Here is a 19,835-nt window from a genome sequence, read left to right as displayed (position 1 = left end):
AGAAATGGGGCTGCCCTTGTGTGGACAGCCCCATTTTCCGTATATTCAGGTCTTGTTATTCCTTTGCGTCAGAGACTAGATGTACTTCACACTGCGGGAAGGGGATGGAGATGCCTGCGTCAGTGAGGGTTTCGTAAATCACTTCCTTGGCACGGTCCGCATAGCCGATACGCTCTGCCACCAGCACATATTGCTTCACATTGATATCCACAGCGCTATCGCTCATCTGGCCGACGACTACATTGATGCCGTACTTGGGATCGACTATCTCACGGCCGTAATGATCCTTGGTACGCATTTTCTGCATACCGTCTATCAACACTTGGCGCACATGTTTGATATCGGTACCATAGGCCACGCCTACGGTGATGGTGGTAAGTTCATACGAATTGTTGCGAGTGAGATTATTGAAGTTCTTGCCGAAGAGCGACGAGTTGAGGAATGACATTTCCGTGCCTTCGATGGTCTCAGCCTGTACGCACTGATAGTTGATGGCTGTCACCTTGCCACGAATGCCGTCGCACTCAATCCAGTCGCCTACTCGCAGGCGTCCACCCATCAGCTGGATGCCGTAGATGAAGTTGTTGATAACGTCTTTCAGTGCAAGACCGATACCTGCCGACAAACCTCCCGCAATCAAGCCGAGTGAGCCAGTAGGAATCTGCCATACGGAAATGACAACCATCGCAAATAGCATCCAGATGAGTACGCTGATAATACTGTTGCCCAACGACAGGTTGATCTCATTGGGACGTATGGAGGTGCGGTTATGCTTGTGCATGAAGGTAAAGTAGCGGGCATATTGCCATGTGGCGTGAACAGCGCGACTGACATAACGCAGGACAAAGAAGAATGCCAACAGATAGACAATGCTCCGCGCAGAGACTCTTAATGTCTCAATCCCATTGGCGTCGGAGAGATGGACAAAGGGATTCTCGTAAAACTTGACGAACAGGTCGTCAAAGTCGAAGATGCTTAACGACAGGCGCACGCACAACGGCAGGGAGAACAGCACGAGGGCTGGGATGACCACCTGACGGATGAGGTCGTAGAACCAGGTGGCGCCAAAGAGCAACGACTCGCGGTCTTCGCCCGACACGTAGGTGATGCGTTTGCGCATGCTGTCAACCCGCTTGTCCAGCCAGCGTTCTTTGTATCGGTTTAACAGGTCCTGGATGCAGACGACTGTCAGCCAGGCAGCCAACAGGAAATACCACCACACCAGAATGAGCAATGACACAAAGGTATAGCCCAGGAAGGCAAATACGAAAGCGACCAGATAGACGGCTAATGCACCCCACCCCAACGTGCGGTCGATGGATGTAGCTTTCCCGCTGACCCAAATACAGCAGCATAACTGCCAAATGACGACGAGCGCCAGGATAGGTGGAAACAGGATGACCATTAGCTTGTCAGGCACGAAGGTGATGCGACAGGAAATGATGATCAGAACCACCAGGAATGTGGCAGAATAGAGCAGGAAACCTTGTCGGAACTGGTCGGGCTTGACGCGTAGCAGCAGTGATGCTGAGATGGCTATGAGTAGCCACAGGAAGGTATTGACGTGCTCTACGCCCAGATTAATGTATTCGTCGCCATACAAGGAGAAGCCAAACACCAGGAAGTAGATGATGGTACCCGTCAGTATCGAAATGATGGACAACTTCTTCTTGGGGACATAGCGTTTCAGCCGGGTATAGCGGTATAGCAGCCAGAGCACCAGCAGCATCAGCAGCCAGAAGAAAGCCAAAACGACAACCTGAAAGACACAGATAATCAACAACAACGTATTCTCAGCCTTGCTGGATAGATGCTGGAAGAAAGTGGCATCATCATCATCTTTCTCAGCAGCAGATTTATCACGGTCGCTTTCATCGAGACACCTGTCTAATTCCTTGAGGCTATACTGTCCACGCAAGTCGACCTTGGCTTTCTCCCAATAGTAACCGGGATTAGCCATAATTTCCAAGAATGGTGTCTGCCCATCCACAAAGATATAACGTTCTAGTTCCCGATAGCGTGTAACGGCATAGTCGTAGGTTTCCTTCAAACGCAGATATGCCTCTTGATAGTGTGTGCTGTCGGCTATTACGGTAGCGCGGTTTTTGGCATTCATCTTCAGGATTTCAGAAACGAAGAAGATGCAGGAGTCACGCAGTGTCTCACCAATTGAGTCGAGAACAAAGGGAGCCGATAGCGAATCCTTAAAGGCAATCCTGATAACCTCCTTTTCCAATGATGAGAGCGAGTCTGTCAGGTGGACGTCCAATGAGTCGTTGCGATACAACAGGCTGTCGGGCACGATTTCCACCTCTATCTCCTTCTTCATCGGTGGCAGTCGGCGCAGAGCCTCGATGAGTCGGGCATTGCGGTCTATCTCATAGTTCAGATTGCTGACAATGTGATCATAGGGTCTGCGGTTCGCGTTGAAGTCTTTGTAGTCGGCAGTCACCTTCTTCAAAGCGTAGGCAAGGTCGAACGTCATCTCCTGTTCCTGCGTGTAGAGCAGGATCGACAGTTCGTTTGACTCGGTAATGACGTCAATCATCTTCTTGTGCTGGCCTTCAAAATCCTCATTGAAACGCTGCTGTGCAGCTGAGCGCTGTTGGTAGGCAGCTTGCAGTTCCGCGCAAAGGTCTTTTAGCGTATTCGTCAACGAACGGCCACTCACGACAGCCATGAGCGGGAGGGAGCACACACATATTGCAAGGGTTATCGCGAGCAGAGACTTTTTCATATTGTCTATCTAAATACTAGCAAAATTTGATTGTCAGGTGCAAAGATACACAATTATTCTGAACATCCAAACCATTTTTTATGAAATTAAAACTAATATCACTGTCCATTTGTACGGTTACCGGCTTTGTCACCACCATTTATTCTGACAAAGATTTTCAAAAAAACGGCTATCACCTTGTCTGTTCTAAAAAAATATGTATCTTTGCAGTAAACTATAGTTTAGGCAATGAAGAATACTTTAAAACTTTGGATGCTTCTGGTGATAGCCCTGAGCATCGCGTCGTGTACTGACAATAGCGACAACCCTGTTGTTAACACAACCCTCGAGGAGGCGCTGGCCAACACTCACCTCTTCTCGGACATCAAGGAGAATCCAGACAAGGAGGCGATGGAGAGGAAGAAGAAGGGTGAACTGGATTACCTCTCGCAATACAGTATGTTTATTGAACAGCCTGTAAACCACAACCAGCCCGACGCTGACAAATTCAAGCAGAAGGTGAGCATCCTGTTCCGAGGGTTCGACCGCCCCACCATCCTGGTGACGGAGGGTTATATTTGGAAACAATTCCATGATGCTGAAGATATTGGAATCAACCTGAAAGCAAACATGGTGCACGTGGAGCATCGCAACTTCGGCGAATCCTTCAATCAGGACAGAGGGAAGTGGGAGTTTGAAACGAGCGCCCAGGCCTCAGCCGACCTCCACGCCGTCTATCTGGCCCTGAAGCCTATCTTCAAGGGGAAGTGGATGAGCTTTGGCACCAGCAAGAGTGGCGAGTCCTCAATAGATTATGCCTATTATTATCCAGGCGATATGGATTTGGCCGCAGCCTTCTGTTCACCTTTCAACTTAAGTCTTGACGACAAACGCTACGGAGAATATCTCTTTAACGAGGTAAGCACCAAAGAACTGCGCGACATCATGAAAGAGAGTATTCGCATCGCTCTTAAGGATGGTGAAGAGGGATTCTATAAGAAAGCCTGCGAGGAGTTTAAGAAAAAGGAACTACCCGTTCCGTCGTTTGCCGAATATGTTTATAATACCTTCGACACCTTCTTCACATTGTTTCAGTACACGCTCCCCAGCAAGCAGAAAAAGGGTATAGAGTCTATCATCGAGACAGAGAGCTCATTAGTAGCGGCGATTTGCAATAATATTGCTGGTTTCAGAAACAAAGACCTCTATACCTACTTCGTGGATTGTGCAAAGGAACAAGGTTTCCCCAACGTAGGCTACGACTACTTCGCCGATCTGTTGGAGGGCACCAGTTTCAAGCCAGAGAATGTGCTGCCGTCCGAGTTGCACAGTGAAGACCGCTGGCTGGTGAAGTACTACGACAACAGCGTCCGTACCGATATGTCCAAGAACTTCTTTGTCAACTCCACCGTACCCCTTCTTTTCTACTATTCACAAGACGACCCATGGTCGGCTGGTAAGCCTGAAAAGATAGGCCCCAACGCCAAGATGATCATCAACCCTATAGGTGTCCATAGCCCCAAGATCAATGACCCAGCCTATTGTCCGGCCGATGTGAAGCAAGAGGTGATGGATTACATCAGAACCTATATATATTAGGCCATGACGCCAAGGGGGGAGACAGTCCCTCTGGCAATTTCGGCTTCAAGAATCTGAAGGAGGGCATCATGTACAAGCTCAGTGTGGGTGTACTGGATGATGATATTGTCATGGTGACCTATAACGATCCGACAATCTATATGTATAATGGTACAACGGCGGTAAGCTCCGTGAAGGTTGCCGAAGGTACTGACAGCAACATATACTACGACCTCAGCGGTCGTCGCATCGTGGGCAAGCCGACACAGAAAGGCCTATACATCCATAACGGCAACAAACTGATCGTTAAGTAAGAAGGAAAGGAACAAAGAAAGAGGCTTCTCATTGCGAGAAGCCTCTTTCTTTTGTATAATAACTATGATTTGCTTTACAGCGGATTATTCCTCTACGGGAGCAGCCTCCTCAACAACGGGAGCCTCTGCTTCAGCAACGGGAGCCTCTGCCTTCTTCTCCTCAACGGGAGCACCCTCGGCAACAACCTTAACGGGGATTTCAACAGTAACCTCCTTGTGGAAGTGTACAAGTGCTACGAAATCACCAACGGTCTTAGCATCCTTCATGGTGATGATCTTACGATCAACCTCCTTGCCAAGCTTCTTCAGTTCCTCAGCAACCTGATTGGCACCTACAGAACCATAGAGCTGACCGGTAGCGCTAACCTTGGCGGCAATGCACAGAGCAACACCACTGAGTGACTCTGCCTTCTTCTCTGCATCAGCCTTCAGGGCAGCCAGCTTGTGAGCCTGCTGCTTCAGGTTCTCAGCGAGAATCTTCTTAGCCATAGGAGAAGCAATAACACCCTTACCCTGAGGAATCAGGTAGTTACGACCATAGCCGGACTTAACGTTTACGATATCGTTCTTATATCCCAGTCCGATAATATCTTCTTTCAGTATAATTTCCATATTCGTCCTCCTCCTTAATTATTTCATCATGTCAGTTACATAAGGCAGCAGAGCGATCTGGCGTGCACGCTTAACAGCCTGAGCCACGCGGCGCTGATACTTCAAAGAGGTACCGGTGATACGACGGGGCAGAATCTTACCCTGCTCGTTCAGGAACTTCTTCAGGAACTCGGGATCCTTGTAGTCAATGTACTTGATACCACTCTTCTTGAAGCGGCAGTACTTCTTCTTCTTCGTGTCGATAGAAGGAGCGTTCAGATAACGGATTTCTGATTCTTGTGCCATAATTTAAGCCTCCTCTTTTTTACCAAGTTTGTTACGACGCTTCTCAGCATACTCGATGGCATACTTGTCAAGCTTAACTGTTTGGAAACGGATAATCTTCTCGTCACGACGGAAGGCAGTCTCCAAAACTTTAATCACTTCTGGCTCAGCCTTGAATTCCATCAGGCAGTAGAAGCCAGTGGATTTCTTCTGGATAGCATAAGCCATCTTCTTCAGTCCCCAGGCCTCTTCGTTCAGAATCTCTGCACCCTTATCGGTCAGAACCTTCTTGAATTTAGCGACCGTTTCCTTCATCTGTTCATCAGACAAAACGGGAGTCAAAATGAAAACGGTTTCGTATTGATTCATACTACTTTAATTAAATAAAAAAATGTTATTTTTGCAATTTGCGGCTGCAAAGGTACGAAATAATTTGCAATTCTTAATGTATAATTCATAATAATTTCGTACTTTTGCCTAAAATTTAACGTTTTCATGAAGAAAATCGGCAAAAACATCGGTCTGATTCTGATTGTCTTAGGTACTTTGGTACTTGCGGCAACTCGTTTCGGGCATCTTTCCCATCACAACGGAATGTTGCTCACAGGACTGGTTTGTATCCTACTGGGTATCGTGCTACACATTCACAGTATCAAGCGGGACAGTTTATATTAAAGCAAGATGGACAAGAAAGAACAATACCGTGAGTTACTGCTCCAACTGAGCGGACTCATACAGGGAGAAACGGACGAGACTAGCGTGATGGCCAACACAGCTGCACTGATTCACCAGACCTTCCACTTCTGGTGGACTGGTTTCTACCGCGTGGTGAATGGTGAACTGCTGTTAGGAGCATTCCAGGGACCTGTAGCCTGTTATCATATTGCCCACGGAAGGGGTGTCTGCGGAACAGCATGGGCTGAGCGCCGAACCCAGGTTGTGACTGATGTGGAGCAGTTTCCAGGACACATCGCCTGCAGCTCCGAATCGAAGAGCGAGATTGTCGTCCCTATATATAATAAGGAACACGAGGTCGTTGCCGTCTTGGATATTGACAGCGAGAAGCTCGGCACCTTCGACGCCACTGACCAGGAAGGACTGGAAGCCGTCTGCCAACTGCTGACCGAAACCATTTACCAATAACAAGCAACAGGATGGAAAACATCAAGATATTCACACGACTGATAGCCGGCGAACTGCATCTGTCGGAGCATGCGGTGGAGAACACGCTGAAACTGCTGGACGAAGGCTGTACGATACCATTTATATCACGCTACCGCAAAGAGCGCACCGGCGGACTGGACGAGGTACAGATAACAGCCATCAGTGACCGTAAGGAACGACTGCAAGAGATTGCCAAGCGCAAGGAGACCATTATCAAGACCATTTCCGAACAGCAGAAGATGACGCCTGAGTTGCAGAAACGCATTGACGACTGCTGGGAGATGACCACCCTCGAAGATATCTACCTGCCCTACAAGCCCAAACGACGCACAAGGGCACAGGTAGCCAGAGAACAAGGACTGGAACCGCTAGCCACCCTCCTGATGATGCAGCGTGAAGCCAACCCGGAACAGGTTGCCAAACGCTTCGTCAAGGGCGACATCGCCACTGCAACAGATGCTATCAAAGGTGCTCAGGACATCATTGCCGAACAGGTCAGCGAAGATGAGCGGTCCCGCAACCAGGTACGTTCTGCTTTCCGACGCGAGGCATTCATCGAGTCGAAGGTGGTCAAGGCGAAGAAAGACACTGACGAGGCACAGAAATATAGCGACTACTTTGAATGGGAAGAACCGCTGAAGCGCTGTTCCAGTCATCGCATGCTGGCGATGTTGCGTGGTCAGAGCGAGGGAATCCTGCGTATCAGTCTGACCATTGACGACGAAGAGGCCATTCAACGTTTACAACACAACTTTGTGCGAGGAAACGGATCCTGCCAACGACTGGTTGGCGAGGCGGTAGAGGACGGATACAAGCGGTTGTTGCTGCCTTCGATAGAGACGGAGTTCACCAATATGAGCAAGGAGAAGGCCGACGAGGAAGCCATCCGTGTGTTTGCTGAGAACCTGCGCCAGCTACTGCTCTCTGCCCCACTCGGCCAGAAACGTGTCATGGGTGTGGACCCTGGCTTCCGAACGGGTTGCAAGGTGGTGTGTCTGGATGCACAAGGCAACTTGCTGCACCATGAGGCTATCTTCCCCCACCCGCCTGTGAACCACCGCATGCAGGCTTCTGTCCACATGCAGGAGATGATTAAGAAATACCAGATTGAGGCCATTGCCATCGGCAACGGAACAGCCAGCAGGGAGACCAAGGAGTTTGTCAGTGATGTCACGAAAGACATTGCTGTCTACGTCGTCAGCGAAGACGGAGCATCGGTATACTCCGCCTCGAAAGTGGCACGCGACGAGTTTCCGGACGAGGATGTCACCGTACGTGGTGCCGTGAGCATCGGGCGCCGACTGATGGACCCGCTTGCCGAACTGGTGAAGATAGACCCCAAGAGCATCGGTGTAGGACAGTACCAGCACGATGTGGACCAGACGAAGCTCAAACACTCGCTCGACCATACCGTAGAGAGCTGTGTCAACTTGGTAGGTGTCAACCTGAACACGGCCTCGCAACAACTGCTGACCTATGTCAGCGGACTGGGACCTGTACTGGCACAGAACATCGTTGACTACCGTCGTGAGAATGGTGCATTCACCTCGCGCGCACAACTGAAGAAGGTTCCGCGACTGGGACCTGCAGCCTACCAGCAATGTGCCGGTTTCCTACGCATTCCCAATGCCAAGAACCCGTTAGACAACTCAGCCGTACACCCGGAGAGCTACAGCGTCGTCGAAAAGATGGCTCAAGACTGCCACTGCACCGTCAGCGACCTTATCAGCCATCCCGAAAAACGGGCACAAATAGACATCAAACATTATGTGACGGACGATATCGGACTGCCTACCCTCACCGACATCATGAAAGAGCTGGAAAAGCCCGGACGTGACCCCCGCGAGCAAATAGAGGAGTTTGAGTTCGACGCCAGCGTGCAGACCATCGACGACCTGCGCGAAGGCATGGAATTGCCAGGCATCGTGACCAACATCACCAACTTCGGTGCCTTCGTAGACATCGGCGTCCATCAGGACGGACTGGTACATGTATCGCAACTGGCTGACCGCTTCGTCAGCGACCCCACCCAGGTAGTACGGCTACACCAACATGTCAGGGTCCGCGTGATAGGCATAGACCTGCGCAGACAACGAATATCACTCAGCATGAAGGGGATGAAGAAATAAAAAAAGAGAGGCGCGAACCTCTCTTTTTTATTTGGATTATTCTTTCTCTATTAGAAGAACAGATAGCGGTTGTCTACCACGTTAGCCTTCAGGTAAAGCTCGTTCATGAAACGGCTGGCGGCCTGCATAGCCATCTGGCGTTGCTGCTGTGACTGCTGTTTCTCGTCGAACTTAGCACCCTGACGCTGCTTCTGGGCGATAACCTGGAACAGGTATGCTGCACCGTTACCCTTGACGGGAGCTGCGCTGAACTGACCCTGCTTCAAAGCGGAAACAGCACCACTCAGAGCGGGCTCGCTGGCACCGGCAGATTGAACGAAGACAGGAGCAGAGAATGTGATCTGACGAACGGTATCGACAACGGCACCCTTAGCCTTGGCACCTGCAATATCCTTCACACCAGCCAGCTTCTCAGCAGCCTTGTCAAACTTCTTGTCGCGGATAACTTCCTGCTTCAACTGCTCCTTCACACTCTCCATGTCGCGATAGCCAACAGGATGAATGTTGGTAAGACCGATAACCAACAGGTGGTCGTTGTTGCCACACTCGTAGAGCGGTGATACCTGACCGGCCTTAGCCTCAAAAATCCACTTCATAGCCTCGCGGGTAGAACGGACACCTACTACATTATGCTCTGAGTTGTAGAGGTCCTGACGCTCCTGAACACGGAAACCGAATTTCTGGGCGTTCTTCTCCAGACCTTCAATGGTGTTGTTCTCGCTGACAAACTGGCTGAACTTGTTGTAAGCTTCAGAGTATGTAGACTTTGAGAAGTCAATGGTGTGCTTGACAACTGCTACGTCGTACTTGGCAACGAAGGCCTTGCGAGCAGTAACCTGCATGACGATATTGCCCTGTGAGAACTCGAGGTTCTTCAGCTGACCAGCCTCCAGGTTGTTCAATGTCTGGATATAATTCTTCGTATCGGCATCAATGGTCTGAGCACGCTCATACATGGCTGATGTCATCCACTGCTTGGCACCTGTCTGACCATATTTCTTAGCAATAGCCTCGAAGTCAGCACCACCCTGCAAAGCGGTGTAGATACTGTCGGCAGTCTTGCGAGCTGCCTCAGCGGTCTCACCACCAACCTGAATCTGACGGTATTCAACAGAGTCGGGAAGCATGGTCTTGTTGACGAGCTTCACTACGTTATAGGTGTTGTCATATGCAGTCTCGAAAGGAGAGGTAACCTGACCGACAGCCATTGAATCAATCTTAGCTGCGATGTCTGAGGGGAAAGCATTGCGGGTAGCGAAGATGCCAGTGTAGGCAACCTGAGACTGAGCCTTGCGAACGGCCTCTGCAGGAGCAACACCGGCAGAGAGCTGCTGCTGAGCCTCCTTCATCGTCTTCATCAGTGCGTCGCGGTCGCCCTTAGAGGCAACAACCTGGAAGTCAACATACTTGATGTCACGTGACTCAACATACTGCTTGAACATCTCCTTCTGGGCATTGTACTTATCCTTGATATCAGCATCGCTGACCTGAACCTCAGTATCCTTGATGCTGCTGTAGGGAAGAGCTGCCAGCATCACATCGCTCTCGGTGTTCTGAGCGTCGAAAGCCATCTTGGCTGATACGGGGTTGGAGAGCAAGCACTGAGCCAACAGCTGCTGATACTTGCCTGCCAGCACCTGCTGACGGATGGTCTTCTCCATAAACTTCCAGTACTGATAGATGCGCTCGTACTGCTCCATCATCTGTGCGTTGTCCTGTGACTTCATCTTCTTGTAGTCGTCAAGGAACTTGGTGAGCTGGCTGACCTCAAAACGACCAGTCTGCTGGTTAACGAACGGAGTCTGCATCAACATCGGATTGGTACCAGCCTTCAAGAGGTTCTGCATCTCCTGATCGGTGACGGTAAGACCTACCTTCTCAGCCTCAGCCTCGAGGATGGTATTGTTGACAAACTGCTGCCAAACCTGATCCTTTACCTGATTGAGCTCATCCTCAGACAGATTGTCGCGACCTTGAGTCATCTTGATGACCTCCTGGTACTCGTCAACCATTGACTGGAACTCCTGTACTGAAATTTTCTTTCCTAACACTTCGCCTACTTGCTGACGGCGCTCATTGCTCGTAGCCTCACAAGAACGGAACATCTCTTCAGCGATGAATGCAAAGAGGGCCAGACCAATCACCGTAGCGAGTACTGGTCCCCAGCTTCTGATTTTTCCAATTGCTGCCATTTTTAGCTATTAATTTTTATTTTGTTATTATTTTCAATTTCAGCCTGCAAAATTACAAAATTCCGCTCAAAACACACCATGTTTTTGCGAAAATTAATGTTTTAACGAATTATCTTTCGTGATTATCCGCTATTTTCAGCCTTACAAGTTCTATTTTCGTCTGTGTATTCTTGACTATCTTAAACTCAAAACACCCTATTTTCACCACCTCGTTCAGCTTCGGGAACGACTGGTACTCATGGAGGATGAGGCCTCCGACTGTCATATAGTCGTCACTCTCTGGCAAGTCGAGGTCAAAAAGCTCGTTAACCTTCTCTATCTCCAAACGGGCTGACAGCATATATTCATGCTCATCCAACTGCTTGGCAACATATTTCGTATTATCGTGCTCATCCTCGATATCACCGAATATCTCCTCGACAATATCCTCCAAAGACACCAGTCCGCTGGTACCGCCAAATTCATCAACGACAACACCCAACGACTTCTTCTGCTGCATGAATGTCTGCATCATCTTCTGAGCCGCCATCGTCTCAGGGACATAAGGCATCGTCTGGATATGCTTGGAAATGTCGGTAAACGGCTTGAAAAGCTCAGAGGAGTGCACATAACCGATGATATGGTCGATATCCTCGCGATAGACCACCACCTTGGAGTGTCCGCTCTCAATAAACTTACGTTTCAGTTCGTCGATGGTGCATTCGTCTATGTCGACAGCCACTATTTCCGTACGGGGAACCATACAGTCGCGTACCTTCGTGTCGGAAAAGTCCAGGGCATTATGGAAGATTTTTACCTCTTCCTCTATCTCGGCATCGTCCTTGGCATTGTCAATGCTCGACTGCACCAGATAGTCGAGGTCGACTTTCGTAAACTCCTTGTCCTCGGTCTCCTTGGGCATCTTCACACCAATCAGTCGGAGCAAGCCGCGCGACAACAACGTGGCGAAACGGGAGACAGGCCACAGCACCACATAACAGATATATGCCGGTACAGCAAAGATGGTCAGCATGGTGTTCGGACTAGACTTAAACACCGTCTTTGGCAGAAACTCACCAGTGAACAGCACCACAGCGGTAGACAGTAACGTATCTGCCGTCACACGGGCCCCGTCGCTGAGTGAATAGAACAAGGTGGCATCGAAGATACGCGCAAAAAGTATACCGTAGATAACCAGTGCTATATTATTGCCCACCAGCATCGTCGAGACGAAGTTATTAGGATGGCGGTAGAACACGTCTATTGCCTGCTGGGCCAGTCCGTTTTTCTCACGATCCATCTCTGCCCTAAGCCGGTTACTTGACACAAAGGCTATCTCCATCCCGGAAAAGAAGGCGGAGAATATCATGGTGATGATGAGTCCTATAATCAGATTCGTCATGGCTTGAAGTTGTTGGTGTGTTGAGTGGCACGATGGCGCGTAGCGGCCTGACGAACGGGAACTTCCACCTTGGCGGTGTCGGCAGTAGCAGGTTTCTGACCGTTGGTTGCCGGCTGTTGTTGGCCGTTATCTTGCTCTCCTTCCATGTCACTTGTCAGGAACGAACCTACAGAATTGGTTACCTCGTAATGTGTCATGTGTTCGTCACTACGGAAAAATGTACCTTCCATTGTTCGCTCAGGGGTAACGACACGCGAGAACTTATATGAATAGAACTCGTGTTTGATACCGTCCCAAAACAGTTCCTCGCTACGGAACACCAGTCCGTTGACATTGCGGATATGAACGCGCCCGCGCAGTTCCCATAGTTTCTGCTGGTCGTAATACCAGGCACTGTCGGCCTGTATGTAGCCTTCGATATGGAACTTCTCGTCAAACTGTTCCATGAAGATTCCCTTCTCAAAAGTCCACCTCGGTGGGTTCTTTACGGTGTTGACATCCCAACGCTCTGTCACGATTCGGTATTTGATGACTCCCGAGTCGCTAATAAGCGTATTCACTCCATAGCTGGTCATCATCGAGGCAGAGTCACGATCATGAACAGCCGGTGCCGTATGTGACTGCTGCTCCGTACAGGAGCCGAGCCAGCATACTACGGATACGAGGAATATAGGAATTAGTCGACCTTCCATTTAGCAAACCAACGCTCGTTGAACGTCAGACCGATATTCAGGCGGAATGAATTCTCGCGAATCAGGTTGTCAGCTGACCTGTTGACCCACTGTGCACTGATGTTCAGCGTAGAGCGGTTGTTCCATGTATTGACGAGGGGAATACCGAAACCGGCACTGATACTCAGTTCACGAGGTCCTTTCACATCACCTACATTATAATAAGGTGTAGCATAGGAGGCACCAAAACGGTAATGGACATGTCCAAGGAATTTTCGACCTGTAGGGTTGGGAATCCAGTCGGCACCTACCGTCACCTTATGACGGTCACGCAACTGATTACCGACCAGCTGGTAGCCCAGTTTATGATCAGCAGTGACATTACTTGTCTGCATCGGATAGTCTATCGAACCCCATTTCTGGAACGTATAGTCGGCACCTACCGTCAGACGGTTGTTGTGTCGTACCGATGCACCAATGCCCAGCGTGAGAGGCAGCTTAAAGGCATCAGGTATGCTGTCGCGTGTAGTCTGCGACACGGAAGTCTGGTTGTTGGTACTGACCATCGACATGCTGGCCTGTCCACCAAGGTTATGTCCCAAACCGACTGTTGCGCCTACCGTCAACAAGTTCTTCTTATCCAATGCCTGCTGATACTGTAAGCCGAAGTCCAGCTTATAGCTGCTGATAGAAGTAGAATACGTCTTGGTCTGCGTATTGACGTAGGTATCGCTGCTGTATATCATGATATCCTTGGTGTACTTGCCCCAGAAATAGGACACATTTGCACCAACGGAGAGTCCTTTCAAAACTTCCCAACCCATACCGACGAAGACCTGACTGAAACCACCGTCACCATTGTAACGCACATTATAGTAGCTCTCTGAAGCATACTGACGGTCCCAATTGGTGTATTTGGCAGAATAGAAGTCATATCCCACATTGGAATAAGGCATAACGCCAAAGCTAAAACCAACCTTAGGCAACAGGCGAAAGGCTGCAACGGCATAGTCGAAGTTGGCTGTCTTGGAGTTCAAACGACGTCCGTTCTCCTTGAAATTGGTAATCTGACCTGACACACCCACATCGAATATCATGGTCAGTGAATCAACGGCTGAATAGGAAGCAGGATTCTGCACATTAACAATTTTACCACTGCGCATACCCAAAGCCAAGCCATTCATACCGCGGTTAAATCCTTGCGACTGGTCAGCCAACACACCCAGTCCGAACTGACTGTACGGTGAGAGTGTCGTACTTACCTGTGCCACAGAAGAGAGAGACACAACTGCCAGCAGCAAGCCTGAAAATATTCGTTTTTTCATTGATTCTTTTTTATACTATTCGATTTCGGGTTGCAAAATTATTGAAAAAAAACGAAATAAACGCACGTTAAGTGGAAAATATAGGTTAATTTTGCATCGTGAAACATTTAAAAATCATTTTTAGAACATTTTTACTGCTTTCAGCAGTCGTTTTAACAACTCAAAAGGCGTTTGCAAACAAGGACTACCGGGTGGAGTATTTTGACTCGGTAGAGGTTTCTTTGCTCACTTGTCAGCCTCATGATGAAGTGTACAGTCTCTATGGGCACACCGCACTCAGGTGGCACGACGTGCATCAGGAGACAGAATCAGACATCGCCTTTAACTGGGGAATTTTCAATTTCAAGGCTCCTTTCTTTGTCATCCGTTTCGTCTTCGGACTGACGGACTATGAACTGGGGGGCATACCTTATCGTTATTTCCAGGAAGAGTACCGACGTTTTGGCAGTATGGTGACGGAACAGGTGTTGGACCTTACCTCACAGGAAAAGGCAAAATTGAAGGAATTACTCGATGAAAATTTACGACCGGAGAACCGCATCTATCGCTATAACTATTTTTATAATAACTGTACGACAAAGGCTCGAGACATTATTGAGAAAAGCATTAGCGGAAAATTGGAATACACTGAGCGTGAAGAATATGCACCATCTTACCGCGAAATGATTCACAGCATGACTCAGAATAATCCGTGGTCACGTTTCGGTAACGACATCCTGCTTGGTATTAAAGCAGATTTTCGGACAACCAGAATGCAGCAAGAATTTCTTCCTGATAACCTGCTCTACGACTTCGACCACGCTCAAATCTATACTAACGGCAACTATCGTCCGTTGGTTAAAGAGCGCCGCATTGCCGTTCCTGCCGGGGTGCAGATGATACAGGAGGATTTTCCGATCACTCCCCTCGCCTGCAGTCTTATACTCTTGGCCGTCAGTGTGGTTATCTTCTTAATAGAATACCGTCAGAAACGGGTTTTCGTATGGTGGGACGTGATGCTGATGCTTCTGACGAGCATCATCGGCATCGTACTGACACTGATGTTATTCTCACAACACCCTACGGTCAGCCTGAACCTGCAAATTATTCTGTTTAATCCCCTACCCCTGTTCTATCTTTGGCCTGTTATCAGGCATCGGAATACCCGCTATTGGCAGATAACTGCCATTTTGGCTGTTTTATTCCTCGTTGGCATGTTTTTTCAGCATTATGCAGAGGGGATTTATTTCTTGGCACTATGTTTGTTACTGCAATCATATGCCAACTGGAAGTTAAAAGTGCAGAAATAAGAAAGAAGATGCGTGTTTTTATTGCGGATTTGCGATTTTTTTAGTACTTTTGCACCCCGTATGTAATAATATAGGAATAAACGATAATAAAATAGATATGAATTTCAACAAGATTTTACGCTCATTGTTCGGCGACAAGTCTTCGCGTGACATGAAGCTCATCCAGCCTCTGGTGGAGAAGGTGAAAACCGTCTACCCCGAAATACAGAAACTGAACAACGACCAACTGCGTCAACGCACCAAGGACATTCAACGCCAAGTCCAGGACTCCGCCGCCAAGCAGAAAGAAGAGATTGAGAAACTAAAGGCAACCATTGAGGACACGCCCATTGACGAACGTGCCGACATTTTCGCTCAGATCGACAAACTGGAGAAGGAAGTTCTAGATATTTATGAGAAGGCTCTCGATGAGGTGATGCCCGAGGTGTTCTCTATCGTCAAGGAGACAGCCCGTCGCTTTGCCGAGAATGAGGAGACCGTCGTAACAGCTACCGACTTCGACCGAGAACTGGCAGCCGACCCCAATAAAGACTTCATTACTATCGACGGTAATCTGGCTATCTACCATAACCACTGGACTGCCGGTGGCAACGATCTAAAATGGGAAATGGTACACTACGACGTACAGCTATTCGGTGGTGTCGTACTGCACCAAGGTAAGATTGCCGAGATGGCAACTGGTGAAGGAAAGACGCTGGTAGCCACGCTGCCAGTCTTCCTCAATGCCCTTACGGGAAATGGTGTCCACGTAGTTACCGTGAACGATTATCTGGCCAAGCGTGACTCTGAGTGGATGGGACCATTATACATGTTCCACGGACTCAGCGTCGACTGCATCGACAAGCACCGTCCCAACTCCGAGGAACGTCGCCGTGCCTACCAAGCTGATATCACCTTCGGTACAAACAATGAGTTCGGCTTCGACTATCTGCGCGACAATATGGCCATCTCACCTGCCGACCTCGTACAACGCGCCCATAACTATGCTATCGTCGACGAGGTTGACTCCGTGCTGATTGACGATGCCCGCACGCCGCTTATCATCTCTGGTCCCGTACCTAAGGGCGATGACCAGATGTTTGAGGAATACCAGCCACTGGTAGAGAAACTTGTTGGTGTACAGCGTCAGCTGGCTACCCAGTATCTGGCCGAGGCCAAGCAAAAAATTTCCGAAGGTCGTGAGAAAAACGACCAGAAGCTACAGGACGAAGGCTTCCTGGCGCTATATCGTTCACACAAATCGATGCCTAAGAACAAACCCCTTATCAAATACCTCTCTGAGGACGGTATCAAGAGCGGAATGCTCAAGACCGAGGGCATCTACATGGAGAACAACAACCGTCGTATGCCAGAGGTCACCGAACCGTTGTATTTCGTCGTTGACGAGAAACTGAACTCCTGCGACCTGACGGATAAGGGTACTGCCTGGCTGGCTAACCAGGTAAACGATGCCGAACTGTTCGTACTGCCTGACATCACCGCCCAGCTGTCTGCATTGGAAGGCGATGCCTCGCTGACTGACGAAGAACGTGTCAACAAGAAGGACGAACTCTTGCAGCACTATGCCGTACAGTCTGAGCGTGTTCACACCTTACAGCAGTTGCTGAAGGCTTACTGCATGTTCAACAAGGACGACGAATATGTGGTTATTGACGGCGAAGTCAAGATTGTTGACGAACAGACAGGCCGTATCATGGAGGGCCGACGCTGGTCAGACGGACTGCATCAGGCCGTAGAGGCCAAGGAGCACGTAAAGGTTGAGGCTGCCACGCAGACCTTTGCAACTATCACACTGCAGAACTACTTCCGTATGTATCATAAGTTGGCAGGTATGACGGGTACCGCTTCTACCGAGGCCGGTGAGTTCTGGGATATCTACAAGTTGGACGTTGTCGAGATTCCCACCAACAAACCCGTTATCCGAGATGATATGGACGACCGTATCTACAAGACGGCACGCGAGAAGTATAAGGCTGTTATCGACGAGGTTGTAAGAATGCGTAATGCTGGCCGTCCGACACTGATTGGTACCACATCGGTAGAGATATCAGAGTTGCTAAGCCGCATGCTCGATATGTATGTTAATTCCGAGACTGGCAAGCGCGAGGGTATCCCTCATCAGGTACTGAACGCAAAACTGCACCAGAAAGAGGCTGACATCGTGGCACTGGCCGGACAGAGCACCAATGGTAAGGGTGCCGTAACTATCGCCACCAACATGGCAGGTCGTGGTACTGATATCAAGCTGTCGCCTGAGGTTAAGGCTGCCGGTGGTTTGGCCATCATTGGTACAGAGCGCCATGAGTCACGTCGTGTAGACCGACAGTTGCGCGGTCGTGCCGGTCGTCAAGGTGACCCGGGGTCTTCGCTGTTCTTCATCTCACTGGAAGACAAGCTGATGCGTCTGTTCGGTTCGGAGCGTATTGCCTCTGTAATGGACCGTCTGGGCTTCAAAGAGGGCGAGGTTCTCGAAAGTTCAATGATTACCAAACAGGTGGAACGTGCCCAAAAGAAAGTTGAGGAGAACAACTTCGGTATCCGTAAGCGTTTGCTGGAGTACGACGATGTGATGAACAAGCAGCGTACCGTTGTGTATTCGAAGCGTCGCCACGCCTTGATGGGCGAGCGCATCGGTATGGACATCTCAAATACCATCTGGGACCGTGTCGCCAGCATCATCGAGAACAATGACTACGAAGGCTGCAAAGAACAGTTCATCAAGATATTCGCTATGGAGTGTCCATTCTCCAGCGATGAGTTCATCAACAAGAACCATGAAGACCTGGCAGAAGAGACTTTCCAGGTGGCTATGGGTAATTTCAAGCGTAAGATGGAACATGTTCAGGAGGTTGCCATGCCTGTCATCAAGCAGGTCTACGAGACACAGGGTCAGATGTACGAACGCATCGTAGTTCCCCTAACTGATGGACGCCGCATGTACAATATTCCGTGTAACCTCAAAGAGGCTTACGATACTGAGTGTAAGTCGGTTGTCAAGGAGTTTGAGAAGCAAATCCTGCTCCACATCATTGACGACGCATGGAAGGAGAACCTCCGTGAACTGGATGAGTTGAAACATTCCGTTCAGAACGCCTCCTACGAACAAAAAGACCCGTTGCTCATCTTCAAACTCGAGTCTGTCAAACTGTTCGACAACATGGTGAACACCATGAACAACCGATCTGTCAGCATTCTGATGCGTGCTCAGATTCCTGAGATGCAACAGGTGCAGGAAGCCGCTCCTGAGGAGCACACCCAGCGCCAGCAGTATACCGAGTCAAAGCAGAACCTGACACAGGAACAGATGACGGATCCTAATCAGGCTGCCGCTGCTGCTCAAGACACACGTGCTCAGCAGCCTCGCACACCTATCATCAAGGATAAAATGCCTGGACGCAACGATCCATGTCCTTGTGGATCGGGTAAGAAATTCAAGAATTGTCACGGAAGGGGACTCGTATGATTAAGATAGAAGGACTGAAGAAGCACTTTGGCGACACCTGTGCCTGTGATATACCGTCGTTTACCATCAACAACGGCAACATCCTAGGACTGGTAGGAAACAACGGAGCGGGCAAGACAACACTCTTCCGCCTATTGCTCGACCTACTCAAGGCCGACGAGGGAAGTGTCACCATTGATGACATTAATCCTGCAGAAAGCGAGGAATGGAAAAATAACGTCGGGGCTCATATCGACGAAGGCTTCCTCATCGACTTCCTTACCCCCGAAGAGTATTTTTCTTTCCTGGGTAAGATATCGGGCATGACACAGACCGACGTCAACCATCGTCTTGAAGACTTCGAACGCTTTGCTGGTGGCGAGATTTTCGGACAGAAGAAGCTCATCCGTAACCTCTCGGCAGGTAACAAGCAAAAGGTCGGTATTATCTCCGCCTTGTTGCGCAAGCCACAGACGGTGATTCTCGACGAGCCTTTCAACTTCCTCGACCCAACGAGTCAATTGGTGCTAAAACACCTCATCAGCGACTATGCCCGTGAGACGCATGCCACCGTGATCATTTCCAGTCATAACCTTCAACACACGGTGGATATCTCAACGCGTATTGCCCTGCTGGAACACGGACAGATTATCCGCGACTTGTCCAATGTTGAAGGCTCCGCTACGGCCGAACTCCAAGAATATTTCGGAGCAGAATAAAGAACAAAATAAAAAGAGGTAAGAATGAAATCTTACCTC

At 49.3% G+C, this 19,835-nt stretch carries 15 protein-coding genes; 7 read left to right on the top strand and 8 right to left on the bottom strand.

The window, feature by feature from the left end; all coding sequences use genetic code 11:
* Positions 1 to 55: 55 nt before the first annotated feature.
* Positions 56 to 2,737 (bottom strand): mechanosensitive ion channel family protein, encoded by a 2,682-nt coding sequence (locus tag BLU47_RS05195; protein ID WP_091959378.1) that lies wholly within the window; start codon positions 2,735 to 2,737, stop codon positions 56 to 58.
* A gap of 228 nt (positions 2,738 to 2,965) precedes the next feature.
* Between BLU47_RS05195 and BLU47_RS05190 the strand changes: the two genes are divergently transcribed.
* Positions 2,966 to 4,315 carry a S28 family serine protease gene (locus tag BLU47_RS05190; RefSeq protein ID WP_091959374.1) on the top strand — a complete coding sequence of 450 codons (1,350 nt, stop codon included), beginning with the start codon at positions 2,966 to 2,968 and terminating at the stop codon, positions 4,313 to 4,315.
* Complete coding sequence (locus BLU47_RS14520) at positions 4,258 to 4,608, top strand: hypothetical protein (protein WP_143025470.1); 351 nt, start codon at positions 4,258 to 4,260, stop codon at positions 4,606 to 4,608. Before BLU47_RS05190 ends, BLU47_RS14520 begins: the two co-directional genes overlap by 58 nt.
* Before the next feature lie 84 nt (positions 4,609 to 4,692).
* Here the strand turns inward: BLU47_RS14520 and rplI are convergent, their stop codons facing one another.
* Genes rplI through rpsF form a run of 3 tightly spaced genes read right to left on the bottom strand, consistent with a single transcriptional unit; the run spans position 4,693 to position 5,853 of the window.
* The gene (gene rplI, locus BLU47_RS05180; RefSeq protein WP_091959368.1) at positions 4,693 to 5,220 is read right to left on the bottom strand and encodes a 50S ribosomal protein L9; all 528 of its coding nucleotides are present in this window, start codon (positions 5,218 to 5,220) and stop codon (positions 4,693 to 4,695) included.
* Between the two features lie 18 nt (positions 5,221 to 5,238).
* Positions 5,239 to 5,505 (bottom strand): 30S ribosomal protein S18, encoded by a 267-nt coding sequence (gene rpsR, locus BLU47_RS05175; protein WP_072289855.1) that lies wholly within the window; start codon positions 5,503 to 5,505, stop codon positions 5,239 to 5,241.
* A 3-nt stretch (positions 5,506 to 5,508) separates the two neighbouring features.
* The gene (rpsF, locus tag BLU47_RS05170) at positions 5,509 to 5,853 is read right to left on the bottom strand and encodes a 30S ribosomal protein S6 (RefSeq protein WP_091959365.1); all 345 of its coding nucleotides are present in this window, start codon (positions 5,851 to 5,853) and stop codon (positions 5,509 to 5,511) included.
* 312 nt (positions 5,854 to 6,165) lie between these two features.
* Between rpsF and BLU47_RS05160 the strand changes: the two genes are divergently transcribed.
* Both BLU47_RS05160 and BLU47_RS05155 read left to right on the top strand, forming a co-directional pair.
* Complete coding sequence (locus tag BLU47_RS05160) at positions 6,166 to 6,627, top strand: GAF domain-containing protein (RefSeq protein WP_091959359.1); 462 nt, start codon at positions 6,166 to 6,168, stop codon at positions 6,625 to 6,627.
* A 20-nt stretch (positions 6,628 to 6,647) separates the two neighbouring features.
* The gene (locus tag BLU47_RS05155) at positions 6,648 to 8,777 is read left to right on the top strand and encodes a Tex family protein (RefSeq protein ID WP_091959641.1); all 2,130 of its coding nucleotides are present in this window, start codon (positions 6,648 to 6,650) and stop codon (positions 8,775 to 8,777) included.
* A 50-nt stretch (positions 8,778 to 8,827) separates the two neighbouring features.
* Here the strand turns inward: BLU47_RS05155 and BLU47_RS05150 are convergent, their stop codons facing one another.
* The 4 genes from BLU47_RS05150 to BLU47_RS05135 all read right to left on the bottom strand — a co-directional run bounded on the left by BLU47_RS05150 (position 8,828) and on the right by BLU47_RS05135 (position 14,346).
* Positions 8,828 to 10,969: a peptidylprolyl isomerase gene (locus BLU47_RS05150; protein ID WP_091959357.1), complete on the bottom strand. Its 2,142-nt coding sequence runs from the start codon at positions 10,967 to 10,969 to the stop codon at positions 8,828 to 8,830.
* Between the two features lie 109 nt (positions 10,970 to 11,078).
* A complete protein-coding gene (locus BLU47_RS05145; protein ID WP_091959354.1) occupies positions 11,079 to 12,350 on the bottom strand; it encodes a hemolysin family protein in 1,272 nt (423 codons plus the stop codon).
* Positions 12,347 to 13,042 carry an LPS export ABC transporter periplasmic protein LptC gene (lptC, locus tag BLU47_RS05140; RefSeq protein WP_091959351.1) on the bottom strand — a complete coding sequence of 232 codons (696 nt, stop codon included), beginning with the start codon at positions 13,040 to 13,042 and terminating at the stop codon, positions 12,347 to 12,349. The genes BLU47_RS05145 and lptC overlap by 4 nt, the downstream gene beginning before the upstream one ends.
* On the bottom strand, positions 13,027 to 14,346 hold the full coding sequence (locus BLU47_RS05135; protein ID WP_091959349.1) for a hypothetical protein: 1,320 nt from the start codon (positions 14,344 to 14,346) through the stop codon (positions 13,027 to 13,029). Before BLU47_RS05135 ends, lptC begins: the two co-directional genes overlap by 16 nt.
* A 191-nt stretch (positions 14,347 to 14,537) precedes the next feature.
* On the opposite strand from BLU47_RS05135, the gene BLU47_RS05130 reads away from it, so the two are divergent.
* The 3 genes from BLU47_RS05130 (at position 14,538) to BLU47_RS05120 (ending at position 19,796) form a co-directional block, all read left to right on the top strand.
* Positions 14,538 to 15,635, top strand: coding sequence for a lipoprotein N-acyltransferase Lnb domain-containing protein (locus BLU47_RS05130; protein WP_255402095.1), 1,098 nt, complete (start codon positions 14,538 to 14,540; stop codon positions 15,633 to 15,635).
* 97 nt (positions 15,636 to 15,732) lie between these two features.
* On the top strand, positions 15,733 to 19,098 hold the full coding sequence (gene secA / locus BLU47_RS05125) for a preprotein translocase subunit SecA (protein WP_091959343.1): 3,366 nt from the start codon (positions 15,733 to 15,735) through the stop codon (positions 19,096 to 19,098).
* Positions 19,095 to 19,796 carry an ATP-binding cassette domain-containing protein gene (locus BLU47_RS05120; RefSeq protein WP_091959341.1) on the top strand — a complete coding sequence of 234 codons (702 nt, stop codon included), beginning with the start codon at positions 19,095 to 19,097 and terminating at the stop codon, positions 19,794 to 19,796. The genes secA and BLU47_RS05120 overlap by 4 nt, the downstream gene beginning before the upstream one ends.
* The last annotated feature ends 39 nt before the right edge of the window (positions 19,797 to 19,835 follow it).

This window comes from Prevotella sp. tc2-28, assembly GCF_900107705.1.
Taxonomy (GTDB): domain Bacteria; phylum Bacteroidota; class Bacteroidia; order Bacteroidales; family Bacteroidaceae; genus Prevotella.
The sequence above is the reverse complement of the archived record's forward strand: the minus strand, read 5'-3'. Positions and strand labels throughout refer to the sequence as shown.

Excerpts from the sequence above, each read along its gene's own strand:
- BLU47_RS05195 (WP_091959378.1), bottom strand. The coding sequence starts at position 2,737 with ATGAAAAAGTCTCTGCTCGCGATAACCCTTGCAATATGTGTGTGCTCC.
- BLU47_RS05190 (WP_091959374.1), top strand. The coding sequence starts at position 2,966 with ATGAAGAATACTTTAAAACTTTGGATGCTTCTGGTGATAGCCCTGAGC.
- rplI (WP_091959368.1), bottom strand. The coding sequence starts at position 5,220 with ATGGAAATTATACTGAAAGAAGATATTATCGGACTGGGATATAAGAAC.
- rpsR (WP_072289855.1), bottom strand. The coding sequence starts at position 5,505 with ATGGCACAAGAATCAGAAATCCGTTATCTGAACGCTCCTTCTATCGAC.
- rpsF (WP_091959365.1), bottom strand. The coding sequence starts at position 5,853 with ATGAATCAATACGAAACCGTTTTCATTTTGACTCCCGTTTTGTCTGAT.
- BLU47_RS05160 (WP_091959359.1), top strand. The coding sequence starts at position 6,166 with ATGGACAAGAAAGAACAATACCGTGAGTTACTGCTCCAACTGAGCGGA.
- BLU47_RS05150 (WP_091959357.1), bottom strand. The coding sequence starts at position 10,969 with ATGGCAGCAATTGGAAAAATCAGAAGCTGGGGACCAGTACTCGCTACG.
- BLU47_RS05145 (WP_091959354.1), bottom strand. The coding sequence starts at position 12,350 with ATGACGAATCTGATTATAGGACTCATCATCACCATGATATTCTCCGCC.
- lptC (WP_091959351.1), bottom strand. The coding sequence starts at position 13,042 with ATGGAAGGTCGACTAATTCCTATATTCCTCGTATCCGTAGTATGCTGG.
- BLU47_RS05135 (WP_091959349.1), bottom strand. The coding sequence starts at position 14,346 with ATGAAAAAACGAATATTTTCAGGCTTGCTGCTGGCAGTTGTGTCTCTC.
- secA (WP_091959343.1), top strand. The coding sequence starts at position 15,733 with ATGAATTTCAACAAGATTTTACGCTCATTGTTCGGCGACAAGTCTTCG.
- BLU47_RS05120 (WP_091959341.1), top strand. The coding sequence starts at position 19,095 with ATGATTAAGATAGAAGGACTGAAGAAGCACTTTGGCGACACCTGTGCC.